Origin of the sequence: Paraburkholderia acidisoli (assembly GCF_009789675.1) — a bacterium.
Taxonomy (GTDB): domain Bacteria; phylum Pseudomonadota; class Gammaproteobacteria; order Burkholderiales; family Burkholderiaceae; genus Paraburkholderia; species Paraburkholderia acidisoli.
The window spans coordinates 430771-453905 of record NZ_CP046916.1; the positions used below are offsets into that span (position 1 = coordinate 430771).

Annotated in this window: 15 protein-coding genes; 8 read left to right on the forward strand and 7 right to left on the reverse strand. The window is 65.0% G+C overall.

The annotated features are described in order from the left end of the window. Positions 1-85: 85 nt before the first annotated feature. Complete coding sequence (locus tag FAZ98_RS30505; protein ID WP_158957315.1) at positions 86-1255, reverse strand: porin; 1170 nt, start codon at positions 1253-1255, stop codon at positions 86-88. Between the two features lie 326 nt (positions 1256-1581). Here FAZ98_RS30505 and FAZ98_RS30510 point away from each other — a divergent pair, with 326 nt between their 5' ends. The 6 genes from FAZ98_RS30510 (at position 1582) to FAZ98_RS30535 (ending at position 7202) form a co-directional block, all read left to right on the forward strand. Next, positions 1582-2391, forward strand: coding sequence for an IclR family transcriptional regulator (locus FAZ98_RS30510; RefSeq protein ID WP_158957317.1), 810 nt, complete (start codon positions 1582-1584; stop codon positions 2389-2391). Between the two features lie 54 nt (positions 2392-2445). After that, positions 2446-4080: an OPT/YSL family transporter gene (locus FAZ98_RS30515; protein WP_158957319.1), complete on the forward strand. Its 1635-nt coding sequence runs from the start codon at positions 2446-2448 to the stop codon at positions 4078-4080. A gap of 76 nt (positions 4081-4156) precedes the next feature. Next, the gene (locus FAZ98_RS30520; protein WP_158957321.1) at positions 4157-5101 is read left to right on the forward strand and encodes a DUF1177 domain-containing protein; all 945 of its coding nucleotides are present in this window, start codon (positions 4157-4159) and stop codon (positions 5099-5101) included. Between the two features lie 9 nt (positions 5102-5110). Next, a complete protein-coding gene (locus FAZ98_RS30525; protein WP_158957323.1) occupies positions 5111-5797 on the forward strand; it encodes an AroM family protein in 687 nt (228 codons plus the stop codon). Continuing rightward, positions 5797-6522: a dipeptidase PepE gene (pepE, locus tag FAZ98_RS30530; protein ID WP_158957324.1), complete on the forward strand. Its 726-nt coding sequence runs from the start codon at positions 5797-5799 to the stop codon at positions 6520-6522. Before FAZ98_RS30525 ends, pepE begins: the two co-directional genes overlap by 1 nt. After that, on the forward strand, positions 6519-7202 hold the full coding sequence (locus tag FAZ98_RS30535) for an aspartate/glutamate racemase family protein (protein ID WP_158957325.1): 684 nt from the start codon (positions 6519-6521) through the stop codon (positions 7200-7202). Before pepE ends, FAZ98_RS30535 begins: the two co-directional genes overlap by 4 nt. Before the next feature lie 77 nt (positions 7203-7279). Here FAZ98_RS30535 and FAZ98_RS30540 read toward each other — a convergent pair whose 3' ends face one another. Together FAZ98_RS30540 and FAZ98_RS30545 are read right to left on the reverse strand one after the other, a co-directional pair. Then, positions 7280-11635: an ATP-binding protein gene (locus tag FAZ98_RS30540; RefSeq protein WP_158957326.1), complete on the reverse strand. Its 4356-nt coding sequence runs from the start codon at positions 11633-11635 to the stop codon at positions 7280-7282. 187 nt (positions 11636-11822) lie between these two features. Beyond that, positions 11823-12050: a hypothetical protein gene (locus FAZ98_RS30545; protein ID WP_158957327.1), complete on the reverse strand. Its 228-nt coding sequence runs from the start codon at positions 12048-12050 to the stop codon at positions 11823-11825. Positions 12051-12412: 362 nt separating this feature from the next. Between FAZ98_RS30545 and FAZ98_RS30550 the strand changes: the two genes are divergently transcribed. After that, the gene (locus FAZ98_RS30550) at positions 12413-14902 is read left to right on the forward strand and encodes an ATP-binding protein (RefSeq protein WP_158957328.1); all 2490 of its coding nucleotides are present in this window, start codon (positions 12413-12415) and stop codon (positions 14900-14902) included. Positions 14903-15016: 114 nt separating this feature from the next. Here FAZ98_RS30550 and FAZ98_RS30555 read toward each other — a convergent pair whose 3' ends face one another. Together FAZ98_RS30555 and FAZ98_RS30560 are read right to left on the reverse strand one after the other, a co-directional pair. Next, positions 15017-16582: a sulfatase-like hydrolase/transferase gene (locus FAZ98_RS30555; RefSeq protein WP_158957329.1), complete on the reverse strand. Its 1566-nt coding sequence runs from the start codon at positions 16580-16582 to the stop codon at positions 15017-15019. A 34-nt stretch (positions 16583-16616) separates the two neighbouring features. Beyond that, entirely contained in the window at positions 16617-17981 is a 1365-nt protein-coding gene (locus FAZ98_RS30560; protein WP_233273016.1) for an MFS transporter, read from the reverse strand. Positions 17982-18177: 196 nt separating this feature from the next. Between FAZ98_RS30560 and FAZ98_RS30565 the strand changes: the two genes are divergently transcribed. Continuing rightward, entirely contained in the window at positions 18178-19161 is a 984-nt protein-coding gene (locus tag FAZ98_RS30565; protein ID WP_158957330.1) for a LysR substrate-binding domain-containing protein, read from the forward strand. Positions 19162-19478: 317 nt separating this feature from the next. Here FAZ98_RS30565 and FAZ98_RS30570 read toward each other — a convergent pair whose 3' ends face one another. Both FAZ98_RS30570 and FAZ98_RS30575 read right to left on the reverse strand, forming a co-directional pair. Beyond that, on the reverse strand, positions 19479-21602 hold the full coding sequence (locus FAZ98_RS30570) for a hypothetical protein (RefSeq protein ID WP_158957331.1): 2124 nt from the start codon (positions 21600-21602) through the stop codon (positions 19479-19481). 18 nt (positions 21603-21620) lie between these two features. Next, positions 21621-22904, reverse strand: a complete 1284-nt coding sequence (locus FAZ98_RS30575; RefSeq protein WP_158957332.1) for a hypothetical protein — start codon at positions 22902-22904, stop codon at positions 21621-21623. Between the last annotated feature and the right edge of the window lie 231 nt (positions 22905-23135).

The window sequence follows — 23135 nt, forward strand, 5'->3', positions numbered from 1 at the left end:
ATGCCCGGCCCATTTGCGCCGATGGGCCGCCGCCAGACCGCCGCCAGTTCGCTACCCAGGCGGCGGTCCATCGCACGCATTCCGCTTAGAACTTGTGGCGAATGCCGACGCTCACGGCGACCTGCGAATCGCTCGACGAGGCACCGCCCGCCGACTGGATGTACGCGATCTTCGACAGCGTGCCGCCCGAAACGATCGAGGCGTCGCCCGCGGCCAGCTGATATTCCGCCGACGCGTAGAACTCCGTGCGCTTGCTCACCGAGTAATCGACGCCGAGCGTGAGCTGATGCCAGCGCGGCTTCAGATGTGCGGTGGAGCCCGGCACGTGGTCCGCGGTGCCGTAGGTGAACGTGTAGTCGGCGATCAGCGCGAGTGCCGGATTGAGGCGATACCGCACGTTGGCGCTCGCGTTGTTCAGCTTGCGCGAGGCGCCGTCGTTGTAGTCGAGCTGAACGTTCGTGAAGCCGATGCCGATCTGCGCCGCGCCCAGCGCGTAGCCGGCCCCGGCGCCCGCCACCTGCTGGCGGGCCACGCCGCCGTCCATGCCGTAGAAGAACGCGCTGCCGTAGTCGTCGCCGTTGGCGGTCGACGCGCCGCCGAGTGCGCCGCTGGTGTTCGTCGTCGCGTTCGGGTGGTTGATCTGCATGTAGCCCGCGCCGAACGACAGCGGACCGTTCGCATAGCTCGCCGCCGCCGACCACTCGCGATTGTTCGCGAAGGCGCCCGCCTGGTTGCTGAAGCCGTAGATGCCGGAGAACTTGAAGCCGGAAAGCGACTCGGTCGTGACCTTGACCGAATTGTTGACGCGCCAGTACCAGTTCATGTCGTCGTTGTCGCCGATATGCGTCGCGGGCGTGAAGTAACCGGCGCCGAAGAACGGCGCGACGATGTCCGCGAGCGAGTCGGCCTGGCGGCCGAACGTGAGCGAGCCGAGCCCTTTCTTGCTCAGGCCGACGAGCGCCGCACGGGCGAACTCGCGGCCCGCGCTGTTGGTGCCGTTGGTCGCGTTGAAGCCGTTTTCCAGATTCATGATCGCGCTCAGGCCGTTGCCGAGCGGCTCTTCGCCGCGCAGACCCCAACGGCTGCCGCCGAGCTTGCCGGACTGCAACTGCACGGCCGAGTGTCCTTTCTGGTTGCTCGACCAGGTGACGCCCTCGTCGATGATGCCGTACAAGGTCAACGAACCCTGCGCGTGAGCGACCTGCGAGCCGAGCAACACGGCAACCGCGCCGGCGAACGAACACTTCTTCAACATCTCATACCCCTTCGACAAAAAACCTTGGTCAAAAAAATTCGTTGTACTTAGCAACGTCGTTGCTTCCCCCGTGCCGATGGCCGCGTGCAGTGACGCACGGCGCCGTCGTGTCGGTTCCGTAAAATGGAACCGGGTTCCACAATGAGATCGATTTTATGGACCTTCGATTTTTTTCCGAAATCTTTCGGCAACCTTTAGGCCAGGGTGTGGCGCGCAACGCGAATTATTTTTGACACGCTTTTCGCCGCCGTTTTTCCTCGCTACGATATTCGCTAATTTGGAACCGAGTTCCATAAAACGGAACCGAAAGCGAAAAGCGAGCGCCTATGAGCATCCTGGAAACTGCGACCACCGTGCTGCGCCTGATGGCGAAAGAGCAGCGCGAACTCTCGATGATCGACCTCGTCGATCGTCTCGACATGCCGAAAAGCTCGGCGTCGCGCGTCCTCAAGCAGATGACGGAAACCGGCCTGCTCGAACGCGACAAGAAATCGCTCGCGTACCGGCCTTCGATGCTGCTGCTCGAACTGAGCCATCTCGTGCGCGCGTCCAGTTCGCTGATCGACATGTGCGCGCAGGCGCTCGAAACGCTGGGCGCGCGGTACGGACACACGGGGTACGTCTCGGTGCTCGAGGGCAACGACGTCGTCGTGCTGCGCGTGCGCCCGGGCTCGCTCGCCTTCCGGGCCATGACGAATCCCGGCCATCGCTCGGCGTCGTGGGCAACCTCCACGGGGCGTGCGCTGCTCGCCCGCGAAACCGACGAAAGCATTCGCGCGCGCTTCCCGCTCGGCCTGCGGCCCGCGCACGGCGCGGCCGCCGACCCGGCGCAAGCCGACGACGCCCGCTCGCCCAACCGCGGCCCGGCCACGGTCGACGCGCTCATCGAAGAGATCGCCGCCACGCGCTCGCGCGGTTACGCGCTCGCGCAGAACGAAGCGCTTTACGGCGTGTGCTCGGTCGGGTGCGCGATCGCGGACCCGTCCAGCGGCGAATGCCTGTCGTTCTGCCTGAGCTTTCCGAGCGGCGCGGAGGAGGCCGCCACGATCGCCGAACTCGGCGAAGCCGTGCGCGCCGAAGCCCGCACCATCGGCCGCTCGCTCGGCGACCCTTACTGGGGCGCGTTTGCCCGTTGACCGGCACCGCCTTCCCGCTTTTTGCGAACCACACGTAGCCAACGAGACCACACCATGCATGCTTCCCACTCGCCCGAAGGGCAGCCCACCGGCGCGGGCACGGCCGCCGGCAGCGGCGCGCCACGCGCCGCGCAAGTCCATCCCGCCGCGCTGTCGCCCGCCAATCTGCTGCTGCTCGCGGTCCTGAGCGTGATCGGCGCGATCATCGGCATCGAACTGTTGGTGAAGGTGGGCGTGACGCCGAACACGTCGATCGTCGGCGCGCTGGCCGCCATGATCTGCGCGCGCGTACCCCTGCGTTTCTTCCGCTCGTATCGTTCGGTGCACGCGCAGAACCTCGCGCAAAGCGCCATCTCGGCGGCGACCTTCGGCGCGGCGAACAGCCTGCTCCTGCCCATCGCGATCCCGTTCCTGTTCGGCCGCGAAGACCTCGTGATGCCGATGTTCGCGGGCGTCGCGCTCGGCATGCTGCTCGACGGCTACATGCTGTACCGCATGTTCGGTTCGAGCGTGTTCCCGGCCACGGGCACCTGGCCGCAGGGCGTCGCGGCGGCGGAAGCGATCAAGGCCGGCGACGAAGGCGGCAAGCAGGCGCGCCTGCTCGGCGTGGGCGTGGTCGTGGGGCTGATCGGCTCGTGGCTCGGCATTCCGATGTCGGCGTTCGGCACGGCGTTCATCGGCAATATCTGGGCGCTCGGCATGCTCGGCATCGGCTTCCTGATTCGCGGTTATTCGGTGCCGCTGTTCCATTTCGCGATCGACAAGGCCTACATTCCGCACGGCATGATGATCGGCGCGGGACTCGTCGCGCTGGTGCAGGTCGGGATGCTCGTGATGCGCGATCAGAAGACCTCGAAGGCGGCGAGCAACAGCGCGGCCATGCGCGCGCCGAGCGTCGCCAGCTCGATGCGTTTCGGCGCGATCGCGTATGTCGTGCTCGCGGGCCTCATCGCCCTCGTGAGCGGCCTGTATGGCGAGATGTCGCCCGGCATGCTCGTGGGCTTCGTGCTGTACGCGGCGCTCGCGGCGTTCGTGCACGAGTTGATCGTTGGTATCGCGGCCATGCATTCGGGCTGGTTCCCGGCCTTCGCCGTCGCGCTCATCACGCTCTTGATCGGCATGCTGATCGGTTTCCCGATGGTCTCGCTGGTGGTGCTCTGCGGCTTTTCCGCCGCGACCGGTCCGGCGTTCGCCGACATGGGCTACGACCTGAAGGCCGGCTTCATTCTGCGCGGCCACGGCGAAGATCCCGCGTTCGAACTCGCGGGCCGCAAGCAGCAGTTGATCGCCGCCATGCTCGCGTTCGTGGTTGCCATTCCCGTCGTGCTGCTCGCGCATCACGCGTTCTTCGCCAACGGCCAGATTCCGCCGGTCGCGAAGGTCTATGTCTCGACCATTCAGGCCGGTGTCGCGCCGGGCGTGCTGCATTCGCTGCTGATGTGGGCGGTGGTGGGCGCCGTGTTGCAGTTCATCGGCGGACCCAAACGCCAGCTGGGCGTGCTGTTCGCGACCGGCCTGTTGATCGCGAGCCCGCTCGCGGGCTGGGCCGTGGTGGCCGGCATTGCGATCCGGCTCGTGATCGAGCGGCGCCATCCCGCCGCGCGCAACAGCATGGAAGTGTTCGCCGCGGGCGTGATCGCCGCGGACGCGCTCTACAGCTTCTTCGGATCGCTCGTCAAAACGCGCTGAGCGTTTCCTTTCCTGCCCGGGCGCGCCGGTTTCGGCGCGCAGCGGGCATTCATCGTTTGCACTCGAATACCCCGTTATGAGCCTCGCACAAACCCTGCAAGTCTTCGAAGCCTTCGACAGCCGCTATGCCAGCGGCCAGACCGTGATCGATCTGCTCGCGCCGTTCGCCGACCTCGGCGTGAGCGTCGACGTTACCGAGATCGGCGGTCCGAAGGGCACGACCGATTTCGTCAAGATCGCCATTCCCGGCGACGACGGCAAGCGCCGCGGCGGCAGCGCGAAGACGCTCGGCATCGTCGGCCGTCTGGGCGGGATCGGCGCGCGGCCTTCGCGCATCGGTCTGGTGTCGGACGCGGATGGCGCGATCGCCGCCGTGGCCGCCGCGCTCAAGCTCGCGCAAATGCGCCGCAACGGCGACCCGCTGCCGGGCGACGTGTTCCTCACCACGCACATCTGCCCGACCGCGCCCACGCGCCCGCACGATCCCGTCGATTTCATGGATTCCCCGATCGACACCGAAGACGTCAACGCGCACGAAGTGTGGGACGAAATGGACGCGGTGCTCTCGCTCGACACGACCAAGGGCAATCGCATCATCAACCACAGCGGCTACGCCATTTCGCCCACCGTGAAGGAAGGCTATATCCTGCGCGTGTCGGAAGATCTCATCCGCATCATGGAAATGACGAGCGGCAAGCCCGCGGTGACGTTCCCGGTGACCACGCAGGACATCACGCCTTACGGCAACGGCGTGCATCACCTGAACAGCATCATGCAGCCGTCGATCGCGACCAGCGCGCCGGTGGTGGGCGTCGCCATCACGACGCAAAGCGTGGTGCCGGGCTGCGGCACGGGCGCGAGCCACGAGACGGACATCGCGCTCTCGGTCAAATTCGCCGTGGAAGTCGCGAAGGAATTCGGGCGCGGCACCTGCGCGTTCTTCGACGAGAAGGACTACGCGCGCCTGCTCGAACTCTACGGCTCGCTCGCGCATCTGAAGGTGCGTCATCCCAACAAGTAAGGTGACAGCATGAACACACGAAAACTCGGCACGCTCACGATCGGCCAGGCGCCGCGCGCGGACATCACGCCGATCCTCGACGCCTATCTGCCCGCCGGCCTGCCGTGCGTGCACATGGGCGTGCTCGACAACCTCACGCGCGCCGAAATCGAAACGCGCTACGCGCCGCAGCCCGGCAACGCGACGCTGGTGTCGCGCCTGCTCGACGGCAGCTCGGTCGTCGTCGACAAACCCGCCGTGCGCGCGGTGTTGCAGGACAAGATCGACGCGCTCGTGGCGCAGGGCTGCAACGTGGTGCTCGTGTTGTGCACCGGCGAGTTCCACGGCCTCACGGGCGGCAGCGCGTGGCTGGTCGAGCCGGACCAGATCGTGCCGCCCACGGGCGCGGCGCTCGCTGGCGACCGCCAGGTGGGGATCGTCGTGCCGCTCGCGAGCCAGATCGACAGCGAGTTCCGCAAGTGGGCCGGCCTGCGCCGCCCGCCAATCTGCGCGGCCGCCTCGCCTTACGCGAGCGTCGACCAGAACGACGACCTCATCGCCGCCGCGCGCGAACTGCGCGAGCAGGGCGCGGAACTGCTGATCCTCGATTGCATGGGCTTCACCGAACGCCATCGCGAGATCGTCAAGCAGGCGAGCGGCTTGCCCGTGATTCTCTCCAACGCGCTGATCGCGCGACTGACCGCGGAGCTTCTGTGATGAACGCACTGCTGCTGAGCAATTCCCGAGGCCCCGACGGCGCATATCTCGTGCACGCGCTCGACGCCATTCGCGCGCTGACGCCGAGTGGCGGCCAGTCGCAAACGGAGGCGCTGTTCGTGCCGTTCGCGGGCGTCACGATGACGTGGGACGACTACGCGGCGAAAGTCGCGGCGGCGCTGGCGCCGGCCCATGTCTCGCTGCGCTCCGTGCACACCTTCGCGAGCGACGCCGAAGCGCAGGCGGCCATCGCGAAGACGCAACTGATCGTGGTGGGCGGCGGCAACACGTTCCAGCTGCTCGCGCAGTGCCGCTCGCGCGGTTTCGTCGAGGCGATTCGTCAGGCCGTGCGCGGCGGTGCGCGCTATCTCGGCTGGAGCGCGGGCGCGAACCTCGCGTGTCCGACCATCAGCACGACGAACGACATGCCGATCGTCGATCCGCAAGGCTTCGGCGCGCTCGATCTCGTCGATTTCCAGATCAATCCGCACTACACCAATGCGCTGCCCGCGGGGCACCAGGGCGAAACGCGCAACCAGCGGATCGAGGAATATCTGGCCGCGAACCCGCAGTCCACCGTGCTCGGTTTGCCCGAAGGCGACTGGCTGCAGGTCGCGGAGCGCGCCGTCACGCTGCGGGGCCCGCACGAGGCGGTCTGGTTCGCGCACGGCGCCGCGCCCCGCGCGCTGACCTCGGGCGAGGCCGTGCCGGGAGCCGCGCGATGACGCTCGGCATCATTCGCGTCCTGACCACCGACGACGACGCCGTTCTGCTCGAACACGGGCGGCTCATCAAGGCGCAGTACGGCATCGCTTCCGTGTCGCGCTGCATTCCCGACCAGCCCACGGGCATTTTCGACGCGGCGACCGAACAGCGCGCCGTGCCGAAGATCGTCGAACTGGGCCGCCAGATGGAAGCCGAAGGCGTTCGCGCGCTGTTCCTCAGTTGCGCGGCCGACCCCGGCCTCGCGGCGTTGCGCGCGGCGGTGAGCATTCCGGTCGTGAGCGCGGGCAGCGCGGCGGCGCGCGTGGCCGCGTTGACGGGCTTGCCGGTCGCGGTGCTCGGCATCGGTGCCGAGGCGCCTCGGCCGTTTCGCGCGTTGCTCGGCGAAGCGGTGCCGTACGCGCGGCCCGACGGCGTGACCAAAACGAACGATCTGCTCACGCCCGAAGGCGCGGCCGCCGCGCTCGCCACGGCGCGCCGCCTGCACGAGGAAGGCGCGAAGGTGATCGCGTTCTCGTGCACGGGCTTGTCGACGATCGGGCTCGCCGCGCGCATTCGCGAGCACATCGGCTGCGTGGCCGTCGACGCGGTCGCGGCGGCGGGCATGTTCGCGGTCGAGATGCTCGGCGCGGCGCGCTTGACGCGGGTCGCGCAGGTGCCGCAGTCGTCGCAACTGCATTGAGACCCCGGGCGGCCACGCCAGCCGGCTAGCCTGGCGGGCTCGGGGGCGTCGCGTGCGTCGTGTGCACGCCGACGCCTTCAGCCCAGGCTGCGTTGCAGCGCGTCGTGGTCGATCGGCTTGACCAGATGCTCGTCGAAGCCCGCTTCGCGCGTGCGCTGGTAGTCTTCGGGCTGCCCGTAGCCGGTGACCGCGACCAGCCGCACGCCTTCCAGATGCGGTATCTCGCGCAGTTTGCCGGCCAGTTCGTAACCGTTCATGCCCGGCAACCCGATGTCGAGCAAGGCCACCTCGGGAAGGAAGGTCTGCGCGCGCTCGATCGCTTCGAGCGCGCCGTACGCGACTTCGGGCGTGTGACCCAGCACGCCGAGCAGCATCGAGAGCGAGTCGGCGGCATCGCGGTTGTCGTCCACGACCAGCACGCGGCGCGAGCGTATCCCGGCGGTGTCCGGTTCGATGGGCGCTCCGGCCGGCATGGCGATCCGCGGCAGTTCGATCTCGAAGGTCGCGCCGTGACCGACGCCGTCGCTGCGCACGAGAATCTCCCCGTGGTGCATGTGGACCAGCCGCTTGACCACGGCCAGCCCGATTCCCAGCCCGCCTTGCGCGCGATCCAGCGTGCGGTTGCTCTGCACGAAGAGATCGAAAACGTGCGGCATCAGCTCGGCGGAAATACCCGAGCCGTTGTCCGCAATGCCGATGACGGCGTGAGTGCCACGCGGCCGCGTCCAGACGTGAATGGCGCCGCCCGGGTCCGTGTATTTCACCGCGTTCGTGAGCAGGTTGCCCACGCATTGGACGAGCCGCGCGATGTCGCCTTCCACGAAGAGCGGCGTGTCGCGCGTCGTCGTTTCCACCGTTAGCGTGTGGCGCTTTTCGCGCAGCTTCGGCTCGACCATTTCGATCGCCTGGGTCACCACGCCGGCGAGATCGACGGGCCCATGCTGCAGCGTGATCCGCCCCTGCGTAATGCGCGAAATATCGAGCAGATCGTCGACGAGCCGCGTCAACTGGGTCGTCTGGCGCTTGATCATGTCGGCGGCGGCCTTCGCGCCGTCGTGGCCGGTCACCATCCGCGAAAGCAGTTCGCCCGCGTTCGCGATGGGCGCGAGCGGATTGCGCAGTTCGTGCGCGAGCATGGCCAGAAATTCGTCCTTCTGACGGTCGGCGTGACGCAGCGCCTCCACGCCGTGCGCGCGCTCCTCGGCTTCCTGCTGGCGCGACACGATGATGGCCGCGGCCTGCGTGAAGCGCATGGCCAGTTCGCGGTCGCGCGCGCCGGGCTGGCCCGGTTGCGCGCGAAAGATCGTAAATGTGCCGACCACTTTGCCCGCCACGGTCTCCACCGGGAAGGACCAGCAGGCGCGATAGTCGTATTGCCGCGCGAGCCACAACCAGTCCTTCCAGCGCGGCTCGGTGTTCACGTCCGGGGTGATGACCGCCTGGCGCATGCAGGCGGCGCGCCCCCAGTCCACCGAGCCCGCGTCGATCGGCACCGTTTCGAGCGCGTGCGTGCCGTGCTCGAGCATGCCGGCGACATGCCGCAACCCGGCCTGCTTCGCATCGGCGATATGGAACGCGCAGCGCGCCTGCCCCTGCATCTGCCCGGCGGCGGCGTGGGTGAGTATGTCGAGCGAAACCGTGAGTGGTTCGTTGTTGACCGCGGCCTGAAACGCGTCCTTCAGCGCCGCGAGCCAGGCGGTGTTATCGCGCAGCACGGTCTCGATCCGCTTTCGCTCCGTCATGTCGACGGCCATGCCGAACCATTCCACCACCGTGCCGTGTTCGTCCTTGACCGGAATGGCGCGCGACATCGCCCAGCCCTGCGAGCCGTCGAGGCGCCGGATGCGGTGCTCGCATTCGAAGCGGGTTTGATGGTCGATGGCGTGCTGGACGTAGTCCGAAACCCGCGCGCGATCCTCCTCGGGAATGTAGCGTTCGAGCCAGCTCGAACTGGCGTCGTTGGTATCGGCAATGAAATTCCGGCCTTGCAGAAAGCGCATTTCCGTCCAGTCCGCGTTCATGGAGTAGACCGCGTCGGACGAAGCGCCGATCAACGCGCGAAAGCGCTCCCCGCTCTTGCGGCGCAGCGCCGTCAATTCGATCAAGGCGTCGATGCGCGAGACGAGTTCGCGCGCGGAGAACGGCTTCACCAGATAGTCGTCGGCGCCCGTGCCGAGGCCTTCCACGCGCGCCTCTTCGCCGGCCCGCGCCGAGAGCAGGATGACCGGCACGTCGCGCAGCCGTTTGTCGCCGCGCAGGGCGCGCAGCACGCCGAGCCCGTCGAGGCCCGGCATCATGATGTCCGAAACGATCAGGTCGGGCCGTTCGCGCGTGGCGGCTTCCAGTGCGGCGCGCCCGTCGCCGACGATCTCCACCTCGAATTTCGCGGCGAGCAGATTGCGGATATAGGCGCGCATGTCGGCATTGTCGTCGGCGACCAGCACGCGCGGCCGGAGGCTGACCGGCGCGGCGATCGACAGGCCCACGGGAGGCACATCCGGCACGATCTCCGTCGACAAAACCTGCGGCGGCTGGCTGCCCGCGTCGTCCGGCAGCCAGCGCATGGCCTCCTGCACGAAGGCCTCCGCGCCGATCGCGGCCGGCGTGGCGTGCCCGGGCGCCTTGAGCCGGTCGGCGGGCAGATGGGCCGTGCCGAACGGCAGCGAAACCCGGAAGGTCGTGCCGTGCCCCGGCTGGCTGCGAACCGTGATCTCGCCCGCATGAAGCCGGACCAGTTCCTGCACCAGCGCCAACCCGATGCCGGTGCCTTCCTGGCTGCGCCCGGCAATGCCCTCCACGCGATGGAAGCGATGAAAGATGCGCGGCTGTTCGACTTCGGGAATCCCGGCGCCGGTGTCGCTCACCTCGAAAACGGGACGCGCGTCCTGCACGCTCAGCCTCACGGCGATGGTCCCCTGCAAGGTGTACTTGAAGGCGTTCGAGAGCAGGTTCAGGACGATCCGTTCCCACATTTCCCGATCGATATACACCGGTTCGCGAAGCGTTTCGCAGTCGACCTCGTAGGTCAGGCCGCCGCCCTCGATCGCCGAGCGGAACATGCTCGCGAGTTCGCGCGTGAGCGCCGCCAGATCGGTCGGTTCATAGGACGCCTGAACGCGGCCCGCCTCGATCCGCGAAAAGTCGAGCAAGGTGTTGACGAGCCGCAGCAGCCGCAGCGCGTTGCGATGCGCGAGGTTGAGCTTCGCGCGCGCGTGCGGGGGAAACTCTGGGTCGACCGCGAGTTCCGCCACCGGGCCGAGCATGAGCGTGAGGGGCGTGCGGAATTCGTGGCTGACATTGGAGAAGAACGCGGTCTTGGCGCGATCGATTTCGGCCAGCGCCTCGGCCCGCCGGTGTTCCGCTTCGAGCGCCCGTGCGTCGCGCAGCGAGGTGACGACCTGCGACGACGCCAGTTCGAAGAAGGCCTGGTAACCCGCGTCCAGCACGCGGTGCGGACTGACGCCGCAGATCAGCGCGCCGTACGCGTCGGGCTGTTCGGGCGACGCGAGCGGCAGCACGAGCGCCGACCGTACCGTTTCGTCCCATGGGCTGCGCGGCAGGCTTTCGGGCGCGTGCGGCAACTCCGCCATGAACTCGATACGGCGCGCGCGCGCGATGTCGTGCAAGCGCCAGGGAGTCTCCGCCGGCGCGCCCGCGAGATCGAGCGTGGCGGGCGCCAGCCGTTCGAGCAGCGCCGGATCCAGGCCGGCGCTGGCGATTCTGCGGGCATGCGCCGCGCCGTCGTCGAACAGATAAATCAGGGCGAACGGCACGTCCCACGGATTGTCCTTGAGCACGGCGGCGGCGCTGATACAGGCGTGATCGACGGTCTGCGCGTCCGCCGAACCGCGCGCGCCCAGGTCGCGCAGCGTGCGGAGCTGCCGGTCGGCGTAAATCTGTTCCGTGATTTCGGTGACGGTTGCCAGCACGCCGCCAATGCCGCTCTCGACGGTGTCGTCCGGCACGGGGCTATAGGCGAGACGGAAGTGGCTTTCCTCGCGCGGCACCTTGCGTTCGAGCAGAACGGCAACGTCGTCGCTGACCGAGGCGGGGCCGCCGCGAAACGGCCGTTCGGCCATGGGGCCCAGAATGTGGAAGACCTCGCTCCAGCAATCGCGAAAGCGCTGCCCCATTGCGCGCGGGTGTTTTTCGCCGAGCACGGGCCGATACGCGTCGTTGTAGATCTGGACGAATTGCGGCCCCCACCACAGCAGCATGGGCGAATGATTGTGCAGGACCAGCGAGGCTGTGGAGCGCAACGACTGCGACCAGCCCGCCACCGGACCAATGGCGGTGCTGGCCCAGTCGACCGCGCGGGCGAGCTCGCAGGCCTCGCCTGGGCCGGTCAGGCAGCGTATTTCCGCCTCGGTGTCGGCCTCGGGTTCGTGGGCGGACTGGCGTTCCGCTTCGCGTCGGTCTTGCGTGGTAGACATGGTTCCGTTGCCCAAGAACGCCCTCTGATCGCGTCGAGATGAACGCAGACAAACGGCTAGCCGCGCGGTCGAAATGCCGCGACGTCCATGCTACTTCACCTGTTTCACCCGGCGCCAGATCCGGGCTACCCGGGGCAAGCCCGGCATGCCGCGGGCAAACGGCGGCCGAACGGCAGGCTACACCGCTTCAGGCGGCATTCACGCAGTGTTCCGCGACCCAACCCATGGCGCATTCTTTCGCAAACGAAAGCGCTTCGTTTTCGTCGATGAAATTGCCGTCCAGGCACAGATCGTGGACGTCCTCGTCGAACGAGCCGTCGGTGGCCGGGCTGAAGATGCGCGCGTTCGCCACGATCCGGCCGTCGTCGATACTCGCGCTGGTGCTGATGAGACAGGACTGGAATACGAATTGCATGATGCGCTCCGGGTCGACTATTGAAACAGGACAGTGAACGGGACACTGGACGAAGTTCGCCAGCGCAAACGCCATGCCGCGTGCCGTCGAAATCAGGCCACCGCGCCGGTCACCGCGCGCGAACGCCGCGGCATCCTGCGCCACACGACGCCGCCGTTGCCGGCGCGGCGGGCGTATCCGCGCATTGAGCAGGCGCCCTGGTTGCGCTGGCGCGATCCATACGTATGATTCAATTCACCGCTCCACGATGAGGGCGGACCACCAGGCGCCGGGGTAGCGACAAACCGGCGACTGGCGTGCGACAAAAGCGGCATTCTGCGGAGCAGCGTTACATGACGGATTGGCCACATGGGAATGGCGAGATGGCTCGCCTGATTCGGACGTTCGACTGGGCCGGCACGCCGCTGGGACCCGTCGCGCAGTGGCCGTTTAGCCTCAAGAACACGGTCGACCTGATTCTGGCCTCGGGGCATGCCATGCAACTGGCGTGGGGACCGGAAAAAGTCATTCTGTACAACGACGCCTATGCGCCGATGCTGGGCGGGCAGCACCCGCGCGCGCTCGGTCTCCCGTTTCACAAGGCGTGGCCCGATATCTGGCGCGACATCGAGCCGCTGGTCGCGCAGGTGTTCGCGGGCGAGACCGTGAAGTTCGAAGACATGCCGCTCGTCATGAACCGCAACGGTTATGCGGAAGACACGTGGTGGAACTTCTCGTATTCGCCGGTGCGCGACGAGTCGGGCGAGGTCTCGGGGCTGCTGAACGTGACCGTGGACGCGACGGCGAAGCACCGCACCCAGCAGGTGGAGCACGAGCGCGACACCGCCCATGCCCAGCTGCAACTCAACGAGGCCCGCTTCCGGGCACTGGTCACGGCGGGCGGCAATTCGGTCTACCGGATGAGCCCAGACTGGCGGATGATGTTCCAGCTCGACAGCCAGACGCTCGCCAACACGGCGGCGCCCATCGAAGACTGGGTCACGAAATACATTCCCGACGAAGATCTGCCGAAGGTGCGTTGCGCGATCGACGCGGCCATTCGTACCCGCTCGCTGTTCGAACTGGAGCATCGCGTGCGCCTGTCCGACGGCGGCGTGGGCTGGGTGCTGTCGCGCGCGGTGCCGCTCCCGGGACCGGACGGCGAGATCGCCGAATGGTTCGGCTCGGCCAGCGACATCACGCAGCGCATTCAGACCGAGCAGGCGATGCGCGAGCGCGAGGAACGGCAGTCGTTTTTGCTCGTCCTCAGCGACGCGCTGCGCACCGAACAGGCGCCGGAGGCCATCGGCCGCATCACCACGCGCCACGTGGCCGAACGGCTGGGCGCGGACCGCTGCTACATCGTGCGGCTCTCGCGCGACATCGGCAAAGGCTGGGCCGAGTTCGAGACGCGGCGCCCGGATTTATCGTCCGCCGAAGGGGAATATCGCCTGGACGACTTTCCCGAGTCGACGGCGCGCATGGAAACGCAGTCTCTGGCGCTTGCCGATATCGCGACGGACACGACGCTTTCGGACGTCGACAAACAATCGTTTCGCGCGCTGCGGATCGGTGCCATCCTCGCGGCGCCGCTGCGGCGTGGCGGGCGCGATACGTTCTGGGCACTCGTTGCGACGTCCACGCAACCGAGGGAATGGCGCAGCGAGGAGCTGCGCCTGCTGGAAGAGTCCGCCGAGCGAAGCTGGTCGGCCATGGAGCGTGCGCATGCCCAGGCCGCGCTGCACGACGCCGACCAGCGCAAGGACCAGTTTCTGGCCGTGCTGGCGCACGAGCTGCGTAATGGACTCGCGCCGCTCGTGTACAACGTGCAAATCGGCAACAGCCGTTCCGGGAACGTCGCGCTGATGAAAGAGCTGTTCGTGCGCAGCGACCGGCAGTTGAGGCACCTCGTGCTGCTGGTCGACGACTTGCTGGACGTGGCGCGCATCACGACCGGCAAGATCGAACTGAAGCTCGAAACCGTGAATCCGCGCGACGTGGTGAATCTCGCGCTCGACGCCTGCCGCCCCGAAGCCGAGCGCAAGCACCACCATCTGACCGTGATCGACGAGGCGAGCTTTGGCCTCGCGGTGCGCGGCGATCGCGTGCGCCTCACGCAGGTCGTGTCGAACCTGCTGTCCAACGCCACGAAGTACATGAACGACGGCGGCAACATCACCGTGCGGATCGCGCGGGACGGCGAGCAGGCGTTGATCGAAGTGAGCGACACGGGCATCGGCATTCCGCCTGCGGCGTTGCCGCGCGTTTTCGAGCTGTTTTCGCAGGTGCGCGAGCAGCAGGCTTATTCGGCGGGCGGCCTGGGGATCGGGCTTTCCATCGTCAAGCAACTGGTGGAAATGCATGGCGGCGGCGTGACCGCGGTGAGCGAGGGCGAGGGCCGGGGCAGTACGTTTTTCGTGCGCTTGCCGCTCATGGTGGGGGACGACGCGAGCGAGGCCGCCGACGTGGCGCAGCCCGAGGTCCCTGCGTCGGCCCGTGCGCTGCGGGTGCTGGTGGTCGACGACCGGCGCGACGCCGCCGATGCGCTAACGGAACTGCTGAAGCTCGACGGCCACGACGCGCAGGCGGCGTACGGCGGCGTGCACGCGCTGGAAAGCGCTCACCGGCGCCGCCCCGACGTGGTGTTCCTCGATCTGATGATGCCGGACATGGACGGGTTCGAAGTCGCCCGCCGGTTGCGTAGCGAGTTTCCGGACCAGCCGCCCTTGCGGATCGTGGCGCTCACCGGGCGCGGTCAGGAAACCGACCGGCGCGAAACCCAGGCGGCGTCCTTCGACGGTCATCTGACGAAGCCCGCCGTGGACGCCGAGCTGCGCTCCGTGTTGTCGGCGGCGCGCGAGTCGCTGGCGTGAGGCCGATGCAACCGGTGCGCCGCGGCTGGCGATAGCGAGGTTCATCGCCTGGAACGGGAGCGGCGCCGGGTGTGCGCATCGGCGCCGCTTTATTCGCTACATTGCCCGCGCCGCTCACCACACGCCGTAGAACACCCCGGCTTTCTTGTACTGATGCGTGCCGCGTTCGACGTCGTCGTGCGTCACGGTCGTGCGGTTGCGCAGGCCGAGCGACCAGCCGAGCAGGCGCTCGCGCATGCCTTGACGCACGCTCTCGAACGCCGGGTCGGTGCCGAGGTCGACGAATTCCTCGGGATCGTTGCGCAGGTCGAACAACTGCGGCGCGAAGCCGTCCCAGTGAATGTATTTCCACGCGTCGGTGCGCACCATCCAGCCGCGGCAGGCGTCGGGGTCGCGGCCGAGAATCTGGCGTGCCTGCCGATACGCGTAGTCCAGCTCGGAGAACACGGCGTCACGCCATGGCTTTGACGTTGCGGCGTTGCGCGTGAGCGCGAGCAGCGAGCGGCCTTCGACGCGGTGTTCGGGGACCGGCATGCCGAGCGCGTCCAGCAGCGTCGGGACGGTGTCGATCGCCTCGACGAAGCGCGCGTCGCTGCGGCCGCGCGTGGCGTCGGCCTCGGGCGACGGATCGTAGACGATGTACGGCACGCGCTGCACGGTGTCGTAGAACAATTCCTTCTCGCCCAGCCAGTGGTCGCCGAGGAAGTCGCCGTGGTCGGCGGTGAAGACGATCAGCGTGTCTTTCCAGCGTCCGAGCCGGTCCAGCGTTTCCCACAGTCGCCCGAGCTGATCGTCGAGCTGGCTGATCAAGCCCTGGTAAGCGGGCCGCACCTTGGCGATGACCTCGTCGCGCATGAAGTTGGCGCATTCCTCCTGCTCGAAGTAGGCGCCCGTCACCGGATGCGGCGTTGCGCGCTCGCGCGCCGCGCGCTGCACCGGCAAGCATTGATCGAGCGTGTACTTGTTGTGGTAGGGCGCCGGCGCCATGTACGGCCAATGCGGCTTCACGTACGAGAGATGCATGGCCCACGGCGTGTCGCCCTGGCGTTCGATGAAGCGGATCGCCTGGCCGGTCGTGTAGGCGGTTTCGGAGTCGGCTTCGCGCACGCGCGCGGGCAGGTGGACATTGCGCATGTGCCAGCCGCTGACGATGCGGCCTTGTTCGTCTTCGGCCGAAATCACGAAGTCCGTCCACGGGTCGTCGCTCGCGTAGCCCTGGCGGCGCAGGTAGTCGGCATAGCCTCCGGCGGGTTCCGCGTGGTGACCGTCGTAGCGGTCGACCAGCGTGAAATGGCCTTCGCGCAGCAGGGCGCCGAGCGCGTTGCCGCCGTCCAGTTGCAGCCGTTGCAGACCGTGGCTGTCCGGCATCATGTGCGTCTTGCCGACCAGCGCGAGCGGCAGGTTGCGCGCGGCGAGGTATTCGCCCAGCGTGATCTCGTCGGTCGACAGCGGCACGCGGTTCCACGTCGCACCATGGCTCGCCACGTAGCGCCCGGTGTAGAACGACATGCGCGACGGACCGCACACGCCGGACTGCACGAAGGCGCGCTCGAATTTCATGCCGCGCCGGGCCAGACCGTCGATATTGGGCGTGGCCAGATAGGGATGCCCGTAGCACGAGAGGTGATCCGCGCGCAGCTGGTCACACATCACGAAAAGCACGTTGCGGACGGTTGACATCTTAGGTATCCGAAGTGAAATGAAGCGTTGCCGCTCAGCGCGAAGGCGTGCCGTCGCGGGTCGCGTCGGGGCTTGCATCGCGGGTAGTGGGCGGTGCGCCGGCGGGGCGGCGCGCGAGGTCGCGCATCGGCCACAAGGCGGCGAGCCCGACGAGCATCGCCACGGTCACGAAGTACGCCGGCATCATCTTGTCGCCCGTCGCACTGATCAACCAGGTGACGAGAAACGGCGAGAAGCCGCCGAACAGGGTGGTGGCCACGTTATAGGAAATCGACAGGCCGGTCGCGCGCACCTGCGCGGGGAACAGTTCGGCCAGCGCCGTGGAGGCGGGGCCCAGCGCGGCCGCCATCAAGACGGCGAAGACGATCTCGGCGCCGAGCAGTCGCGGCAGGCTCGGCGCGGCCACGAGCCACAGGAACAGGGGATAGATGGTCAGCACGTACAGCGCCATCGAGACGCCCATCACCGGTTTGCGTCCGACGCGATCGGACAGCAGGCCGAACAGCGGAATCAGGATCATGCGCAGCGTGCCCGTGACCATCAGCACGATGAAGGGCGCGGAGACGGGCAGCTTCAACTGGCTCACCGCGTAGACCGGCAGATAGACGTTGAGCACGTACTGGGCGACCGAGCTGGCGACCACCAGCCCGAAGGCGATCCACAGCGCCGCCTGATGCTCGCGCCACACCGTGGCGAGCGTCGAGGCGGCCTGGCGAGACGCGGTCGCGCTCGCGCCTTCGCGCGTGTTCGGCTGGTCCGGCACCGTCTCGTGCAACCGCGTGCGGATATAGAAGCCGACCGGACCGATCAGCATGCCGAATAAAAACGGCAGGCGCCAACCCCAGGCATCCAGCGCGCTGGCGCTCAGGCCGCGCGTGACCAGCGCGCCCATCAACGCGGCCGTCACCGCGGCCACGAACTGGCCGAAGTTCTGCCAGCTGCCGTAAAAACCGCGCCGGTGCGGCGGCGCGTACTCGATCAGCATGGCTGTGGCACTGCCGAACTCGCCGCCCGCGGAGAGGCCTTGCAGCAGCCGGGCCAGCACCACGACGACCGGCGCGGCGACACCGATGCTGGCGTAGCCGGGCGTGAGCGCCATCATGGCCGAGGACACCGTCATCAGCAGGATGACCAGTGAAAGGGCGGCTTTGCGCCCGGCGCGGTCGGCGTAGACGCCCAGCAGGATGCCGCCGATCGGGCGCATCAGGAACGCGCTGCCGAACGTGGCGGTGGTCAGCAGCATCGAGACCGTCGGGTTCGACGCTGGAAAGAACTGGCGCGCGATGATCACCGAGAGGAACCCGAACACGATGAAGTCGTACCACTCGAAGGCGTTGCCGATGGTCGCGGCGACGATCGCGCGGCGGTTGGCCGGGGGCAGGGCGGGCAGGGTGGGCATGGCGGATTTCTCCTGGCGGCGGCCGGCCTCCTGGGCGGGCGGCTGCCATGTCTCGTTTCAGTGTTGTCGTTTTTCGTGGTTGCCAGCGCGGCGCGCGTGGCTGGCCGCGTGGCATGCAATGAGGATTGTGTGGATTTACATCGATACCGTCCAATGAGATATTGCCTGCCAATCATAAAATAAAGGTTATGAGTTGATGGGTCCCGCACCTTCCGGCGCCGCGTCCGGCGCCTCGCTCGAACGCAGCGCAATCGAAAGCTATTTCTCGCGTCAGTTGAAGCTGCGCCATCTCCAGTTGCTGGTGGCGCTGGCCGATCGCCAGACCGTCGGCAAGGTCGCCGACGCGCTGCACGTGACGCAGCCGGCCGTCTCGAAGATGCTCAATGAGATGGAAAAGGGCATCGGCGTGCCGCTGTTCGAGCGCGACGGCCGCCGCATCCGGCCCACGGCTTACGGCGAGTGCCTGATCCGCCATGCGCGCGAACTGTTGCTGCACGCGCAGCGCGCGAGCGAGGAACTGCACGCGATGACGAGCGGCGTTGGCGGTCGCGTCGAGGTGGGCGTGCTCTCAGTGGCCGCGCCAATCTTGATGCCGGCCGCCGTGGCGCTGTTCAAGCAGCGCTCGCCCACGGCCACGGTGTGCCTGCAGGAAGGCACGCTCGATCAACTCGTGCCCGCGTTGCGCGCGGGCCAGCTCGACATGATCGTGGGTCGCTTCGCGCGGGGTCTGGCCGCGCCGGAATTCACCAGCGAGCCGTTGTTCGACGACCCGACGGTCATCGTCGTCGCGCGCACGCATCCGCTGGCGTCGCGCAAGCGTATCAAGTGGGCCGACCTGGCCGGCCTCGCGTGGATCGTGCCGAGCGCGGGCGCGCCGATGCACCGGCATCTGCTGGCGGTGCTGGAAACGCATGGCGTGGGCACGCCGATCAACACCATCGAGTCGGTGGTGATCGACGCCAACGTGGGCATGCTGCAGTCGTATCCGGTGCTGGGCCTGCTGCCGCGTTCGCTTGCGCGCCATCATGAAGCGAACGGCGCGCTGAAGATCCTGCCGCTGAGCCTTGGCGCCGCGCTCGGCCCGGTCAGCACGACATGGCGCGCCGACGCCGACGACACGCCGGCCAGCGCACTGTTTCGCGCCTGCCTGAGCGAGGCGGCGAAGGCCGTGCGGATTTGATGGGATCGTGCGCCGGGTCGCTGGCGCGGAGCGAGACGTGCCGCGCGCTTGGAACGCCTCCCGCGATAAATCGCGCCACGCACGTTCGTTGTTTTGCGTGCCGTTCGCGGCGCCTGCAACACCGGCTCGACGAATTTGCGCGGCTTCTGCGACTTGCTCGCAGACGTGCATGCGGCCCGAAACCGAAGCGTTGTCACGCAAGGACGTGGCCGCGTATCTCGACGTGCCGGCGGGCTGCCGCCGTTCCCGAACACCGAAACTTCGATATCCCCGGCAAAGAGAGTTGGCTGCGATCGATAGCGCAAGTCATCTCGACCTCATGCGCTTTCGGCGTCTTCCTCGAGTCGTCGCAAGATAAACATGGCATCAACCTTTTCCGGCGGGCAAATATAGAAGTTGAAGTGGCTTCCATCCCATTGAACAGGGGGCTTGTCCTTGTCGAATCCTTCGTCGTCCACGTGTTGATCCCGTGTCCAGCCAAACGAAATGTGCGATTCGATAAGAGCGCCATTGAGCGATTCCAGAATGGATTTCGCATCGGGGTTCAATTCGGCAAACGGCACAAAGTAATTCTGTATGAGATCGTCCAACGATACTTTGTCGGCTTGTCGCACCAGTAGCAGTCCCGCATTGGTACATTGACGTGCGATATTGCTTACATCCTCGCACGAAACCCGCGAGAGACCGTAACGCCCCACCGCGCAGGTGATGCAGGCCAGTATCATCGCGCTCGTACTGCGCATGTTGTTCAGTCGAGGAAGGTCGACCATATCAAACGTGAAATGAAATTGATTCATTCCAATATGGGTTAGACGGAATACACCGCCCTCCTCGCCAAGCGTGATCGCATTTTCGTGCCCCACCAGTTGCCGGCTGTCGGGGATAAATTGCTGATTGAGCCGGCGTACTGCCAGTTCAAGGCAGGGATGCACGAAGTAGTGAGAGCTTCTTCCAAGGTTAAAGGAACCCGTTCTGAACGCGCCAGGTGGTTTAAAGGCAATGTGCTGCAGATCGTTATTGATCTTTCTGACGAATCCGATCAGGCCGCGATTGATGAAATTGGAAAATGGATGATCGAGATGCGGTTCGGCCGTCTTGAAGCGATTGAAGCTGGAAAAGGCGCTCCGTTCCGATATGACATTCGTTGATATGAGCTTGAGCAGCGCATTATAGCGATTGTCCCAATACGGAATCATTTCCCGCTTGTATTGCTTATAAAAAATATAACCGACCTCGTCAACCACGCGCCTGACCGTGTCGGGCTTGCGGTCGGTGCACGCAAGTCGATTTCCCAACATCACGATTTCCCTCGGCCTGCCCAGTGTATGCCTGTACAAGTATTCGAAAATGGGTTCGGCTACACGAGCTCCCGTCTTGTCATAAATTTCATCGTGTTCGATGGTGGTATAGCCGAAGAATCGCTCGATGGGGGTGATCGCATTGGGTGCGATCAGACGGCCGGGGCGCATGCGAGCTATGTTGGCTTCGAAAATTTCCTGCCCGATAACCTTGTTGCAGGAAAGCTCCTGGTAGAGTTCCATCTCCTGAAGCGACAGCGCGGACCGGGACGCATCGATCGCTTCTTTTCGAAGTGTGGAGATCACGCGTATTCTTCTACTGGCGTTCCGTAAGTCTCGTTGCGCCGCCAGTAGTCCCAACTGAGCGGAGATCCAGACCTGCTCGCTCAGCGCGCCTGCTTGATAAAGACCCGTTACGATCGCTGCCTCGTCATCGGTGTCGTCGTCGCCGCCTGGGGCCGGGTAGTCGTTGGAACGATTCCCCGAACCATCGTACAGCTTGGTGCCGCTGCGGTAAGCGAGCAACGAATACCCAACATGCTTGTCGAAGGCTTCGTCGATACTGTCGATGAAGACGTAGGCGTATTGATCCAGCGTCGAAAGAATGGGTTTCAGCGTTAGTGTATAGAGATCCTGGTAAGAGGAGATACGTTCGTTAAGGAGCTGGATGAGGAAGGATTCAACGGTTCGTGGCGAACGTAAATCCACGTTCTCAGACATTTGATCGGAAATCTTCAATGCTCGCGCACAGGCGATGGGAAGTTTCAGCCTGGACCGGTAGATGATCGCCGTCGCGATGGCGGTCGACCAAAGCGTTTTCCAAAGACCGGGATTGCTGTACTGTTCTAAAGCGCCTTCTTTAAAATCAATACCCAGACGATCAAATTTCTCGATCAACTCTTCTTTCGGCAGGAAAATGGCATTGACAGCCGAGTCGCGTATCAATTTGCTTTTTCGTTGCAGAGCCAGTGTTTTTCCCATGCCTTTTGGCGCAACCAGGGAGAGCACCGAATCACGATTGAGGAAGTCGAGGATCTCTGGTGTCTCCACGAAAGGTTGTGCCAACGGATTGGTGCTGTCCTGAGCGTCGAAGATCCACGCTCCATCACCATATTCTCCGTCCTGACCACAAATGTCGCCCATGCGGATCCCCTATCGAAGTTAATTGCGGTGTTGTTGTACTTCAGTTTCCTTGCTCGAATATTCAACGATAAAGTAGTAGATCGACAACACAGCAATCAACAGCGAGACCGAGGCTGCATACTCGAATTTGATAATTGCCTTATCTTCCTTGAGAACCTGGGTCACTGTGGATGCTGCAATGATCGCGATGAACAGCGCAACTTCAAACGCTTTGAATTCGAGTAACTCTCTCCGGAAAACATTGGTCTCTTCCTTGTACGCGAGCGCCTTGATGTATCGGTTCAATGCAAGGATGAGCAGATAGGGCAACGGGGCGACCAGAATGATTTCCAACGCACCGAGGCTGGTCAGCATGGCTTCGTGCGCATTGCGCGCCGAGGCGTGTTCTATCTCCCCGGGCGGCGCCTGAGGGTCGGCTTTTTCTGGCGTTTCTCCTGAATGGTTGGCGGGCGCAGGCCCTGGTCCCTGAATGCTCTCGTGGGGGGCGCCGCCCAAGCCCGCGCCCTGTAATATGGCGGCGCCTAACTGGCACATGCCCAGAAGAAGCATTAAAAACATGAATGCGGCCGCCGAAGCCGAAAAGATGACGCTAAGACGCGAAAATATTTTCTGTATGTACTCGTGCTGGCGTTCGGTCCTCATTTCTGCAGCCCGCTTTCTGGGAGAAAAGAAGGCCAGTTCGTTCGCCGCGGAGCCCATCGCCGAGGTTTGATTTCGACATTCGACGCGCTCCCTGAATTGCCTGATTCGCGTATTTCTGGAAAGCGGCAAGGAAAGATAATAAAGAATTTTCGAAGGTAGCCGGAAAACCAGGCTCCCTGTGCGTAGAAAGTATTTTTTTAGCTCTGGTAGCGGTTCGCTCGACAAATTCCGATGCACTTCGAAGAGCGCTTCGCTGGATTCGACAAAATCGAATTCGCTTTCATACAGCGACTTAAGCGCATCGTTGACGATTTCGTGCGGCACAACCTCTGAAAAATTATAATATCTAAGCTTCGTATTCCATTGTTCGGAAACCCAGTTTCTTGTGAATTGCACAACATTGATCCGGGTGGGGCGCTCTATTTTCAGCTTTTTGATCTCTTCTTCGATTGCTGCCGCCAAAAGATCCTGGACGTTGTCGACTTTGGCCTGTTCGACCTCGGATACCTGGCGATGGACGGGCGAGTCTCGTAGCAGTGCGTGCAGCTTCGAGTGAATTTCCGCGAGTTCGAGTCGTTTGCGGGCGATCTCGATTTCGTTGATTAACCCACTCAATACAGGATCGTTATCGCGCTCTTCGTCGAGATCGGCAGCGTGCATGTTTTTTCCTATGAAGAATGACGACCGCTCTCTACCGCACGTTTTTTGCTTCTTTGCACCGTCCAGTCTAGTTGTATTTTTTAAATAGTCTAGCGCTTGTCGCATTCTTAAATTCGGCTTTCGTGCCCAACAATTGGGCGAAAGAGAGTTTCAAAAAAATGGATTGCAATCGTTCGGGTGGTCCTTTCGTCTCGGGAAAATGGCGAACCGTAAAAATCAGCGTTTGTCGGG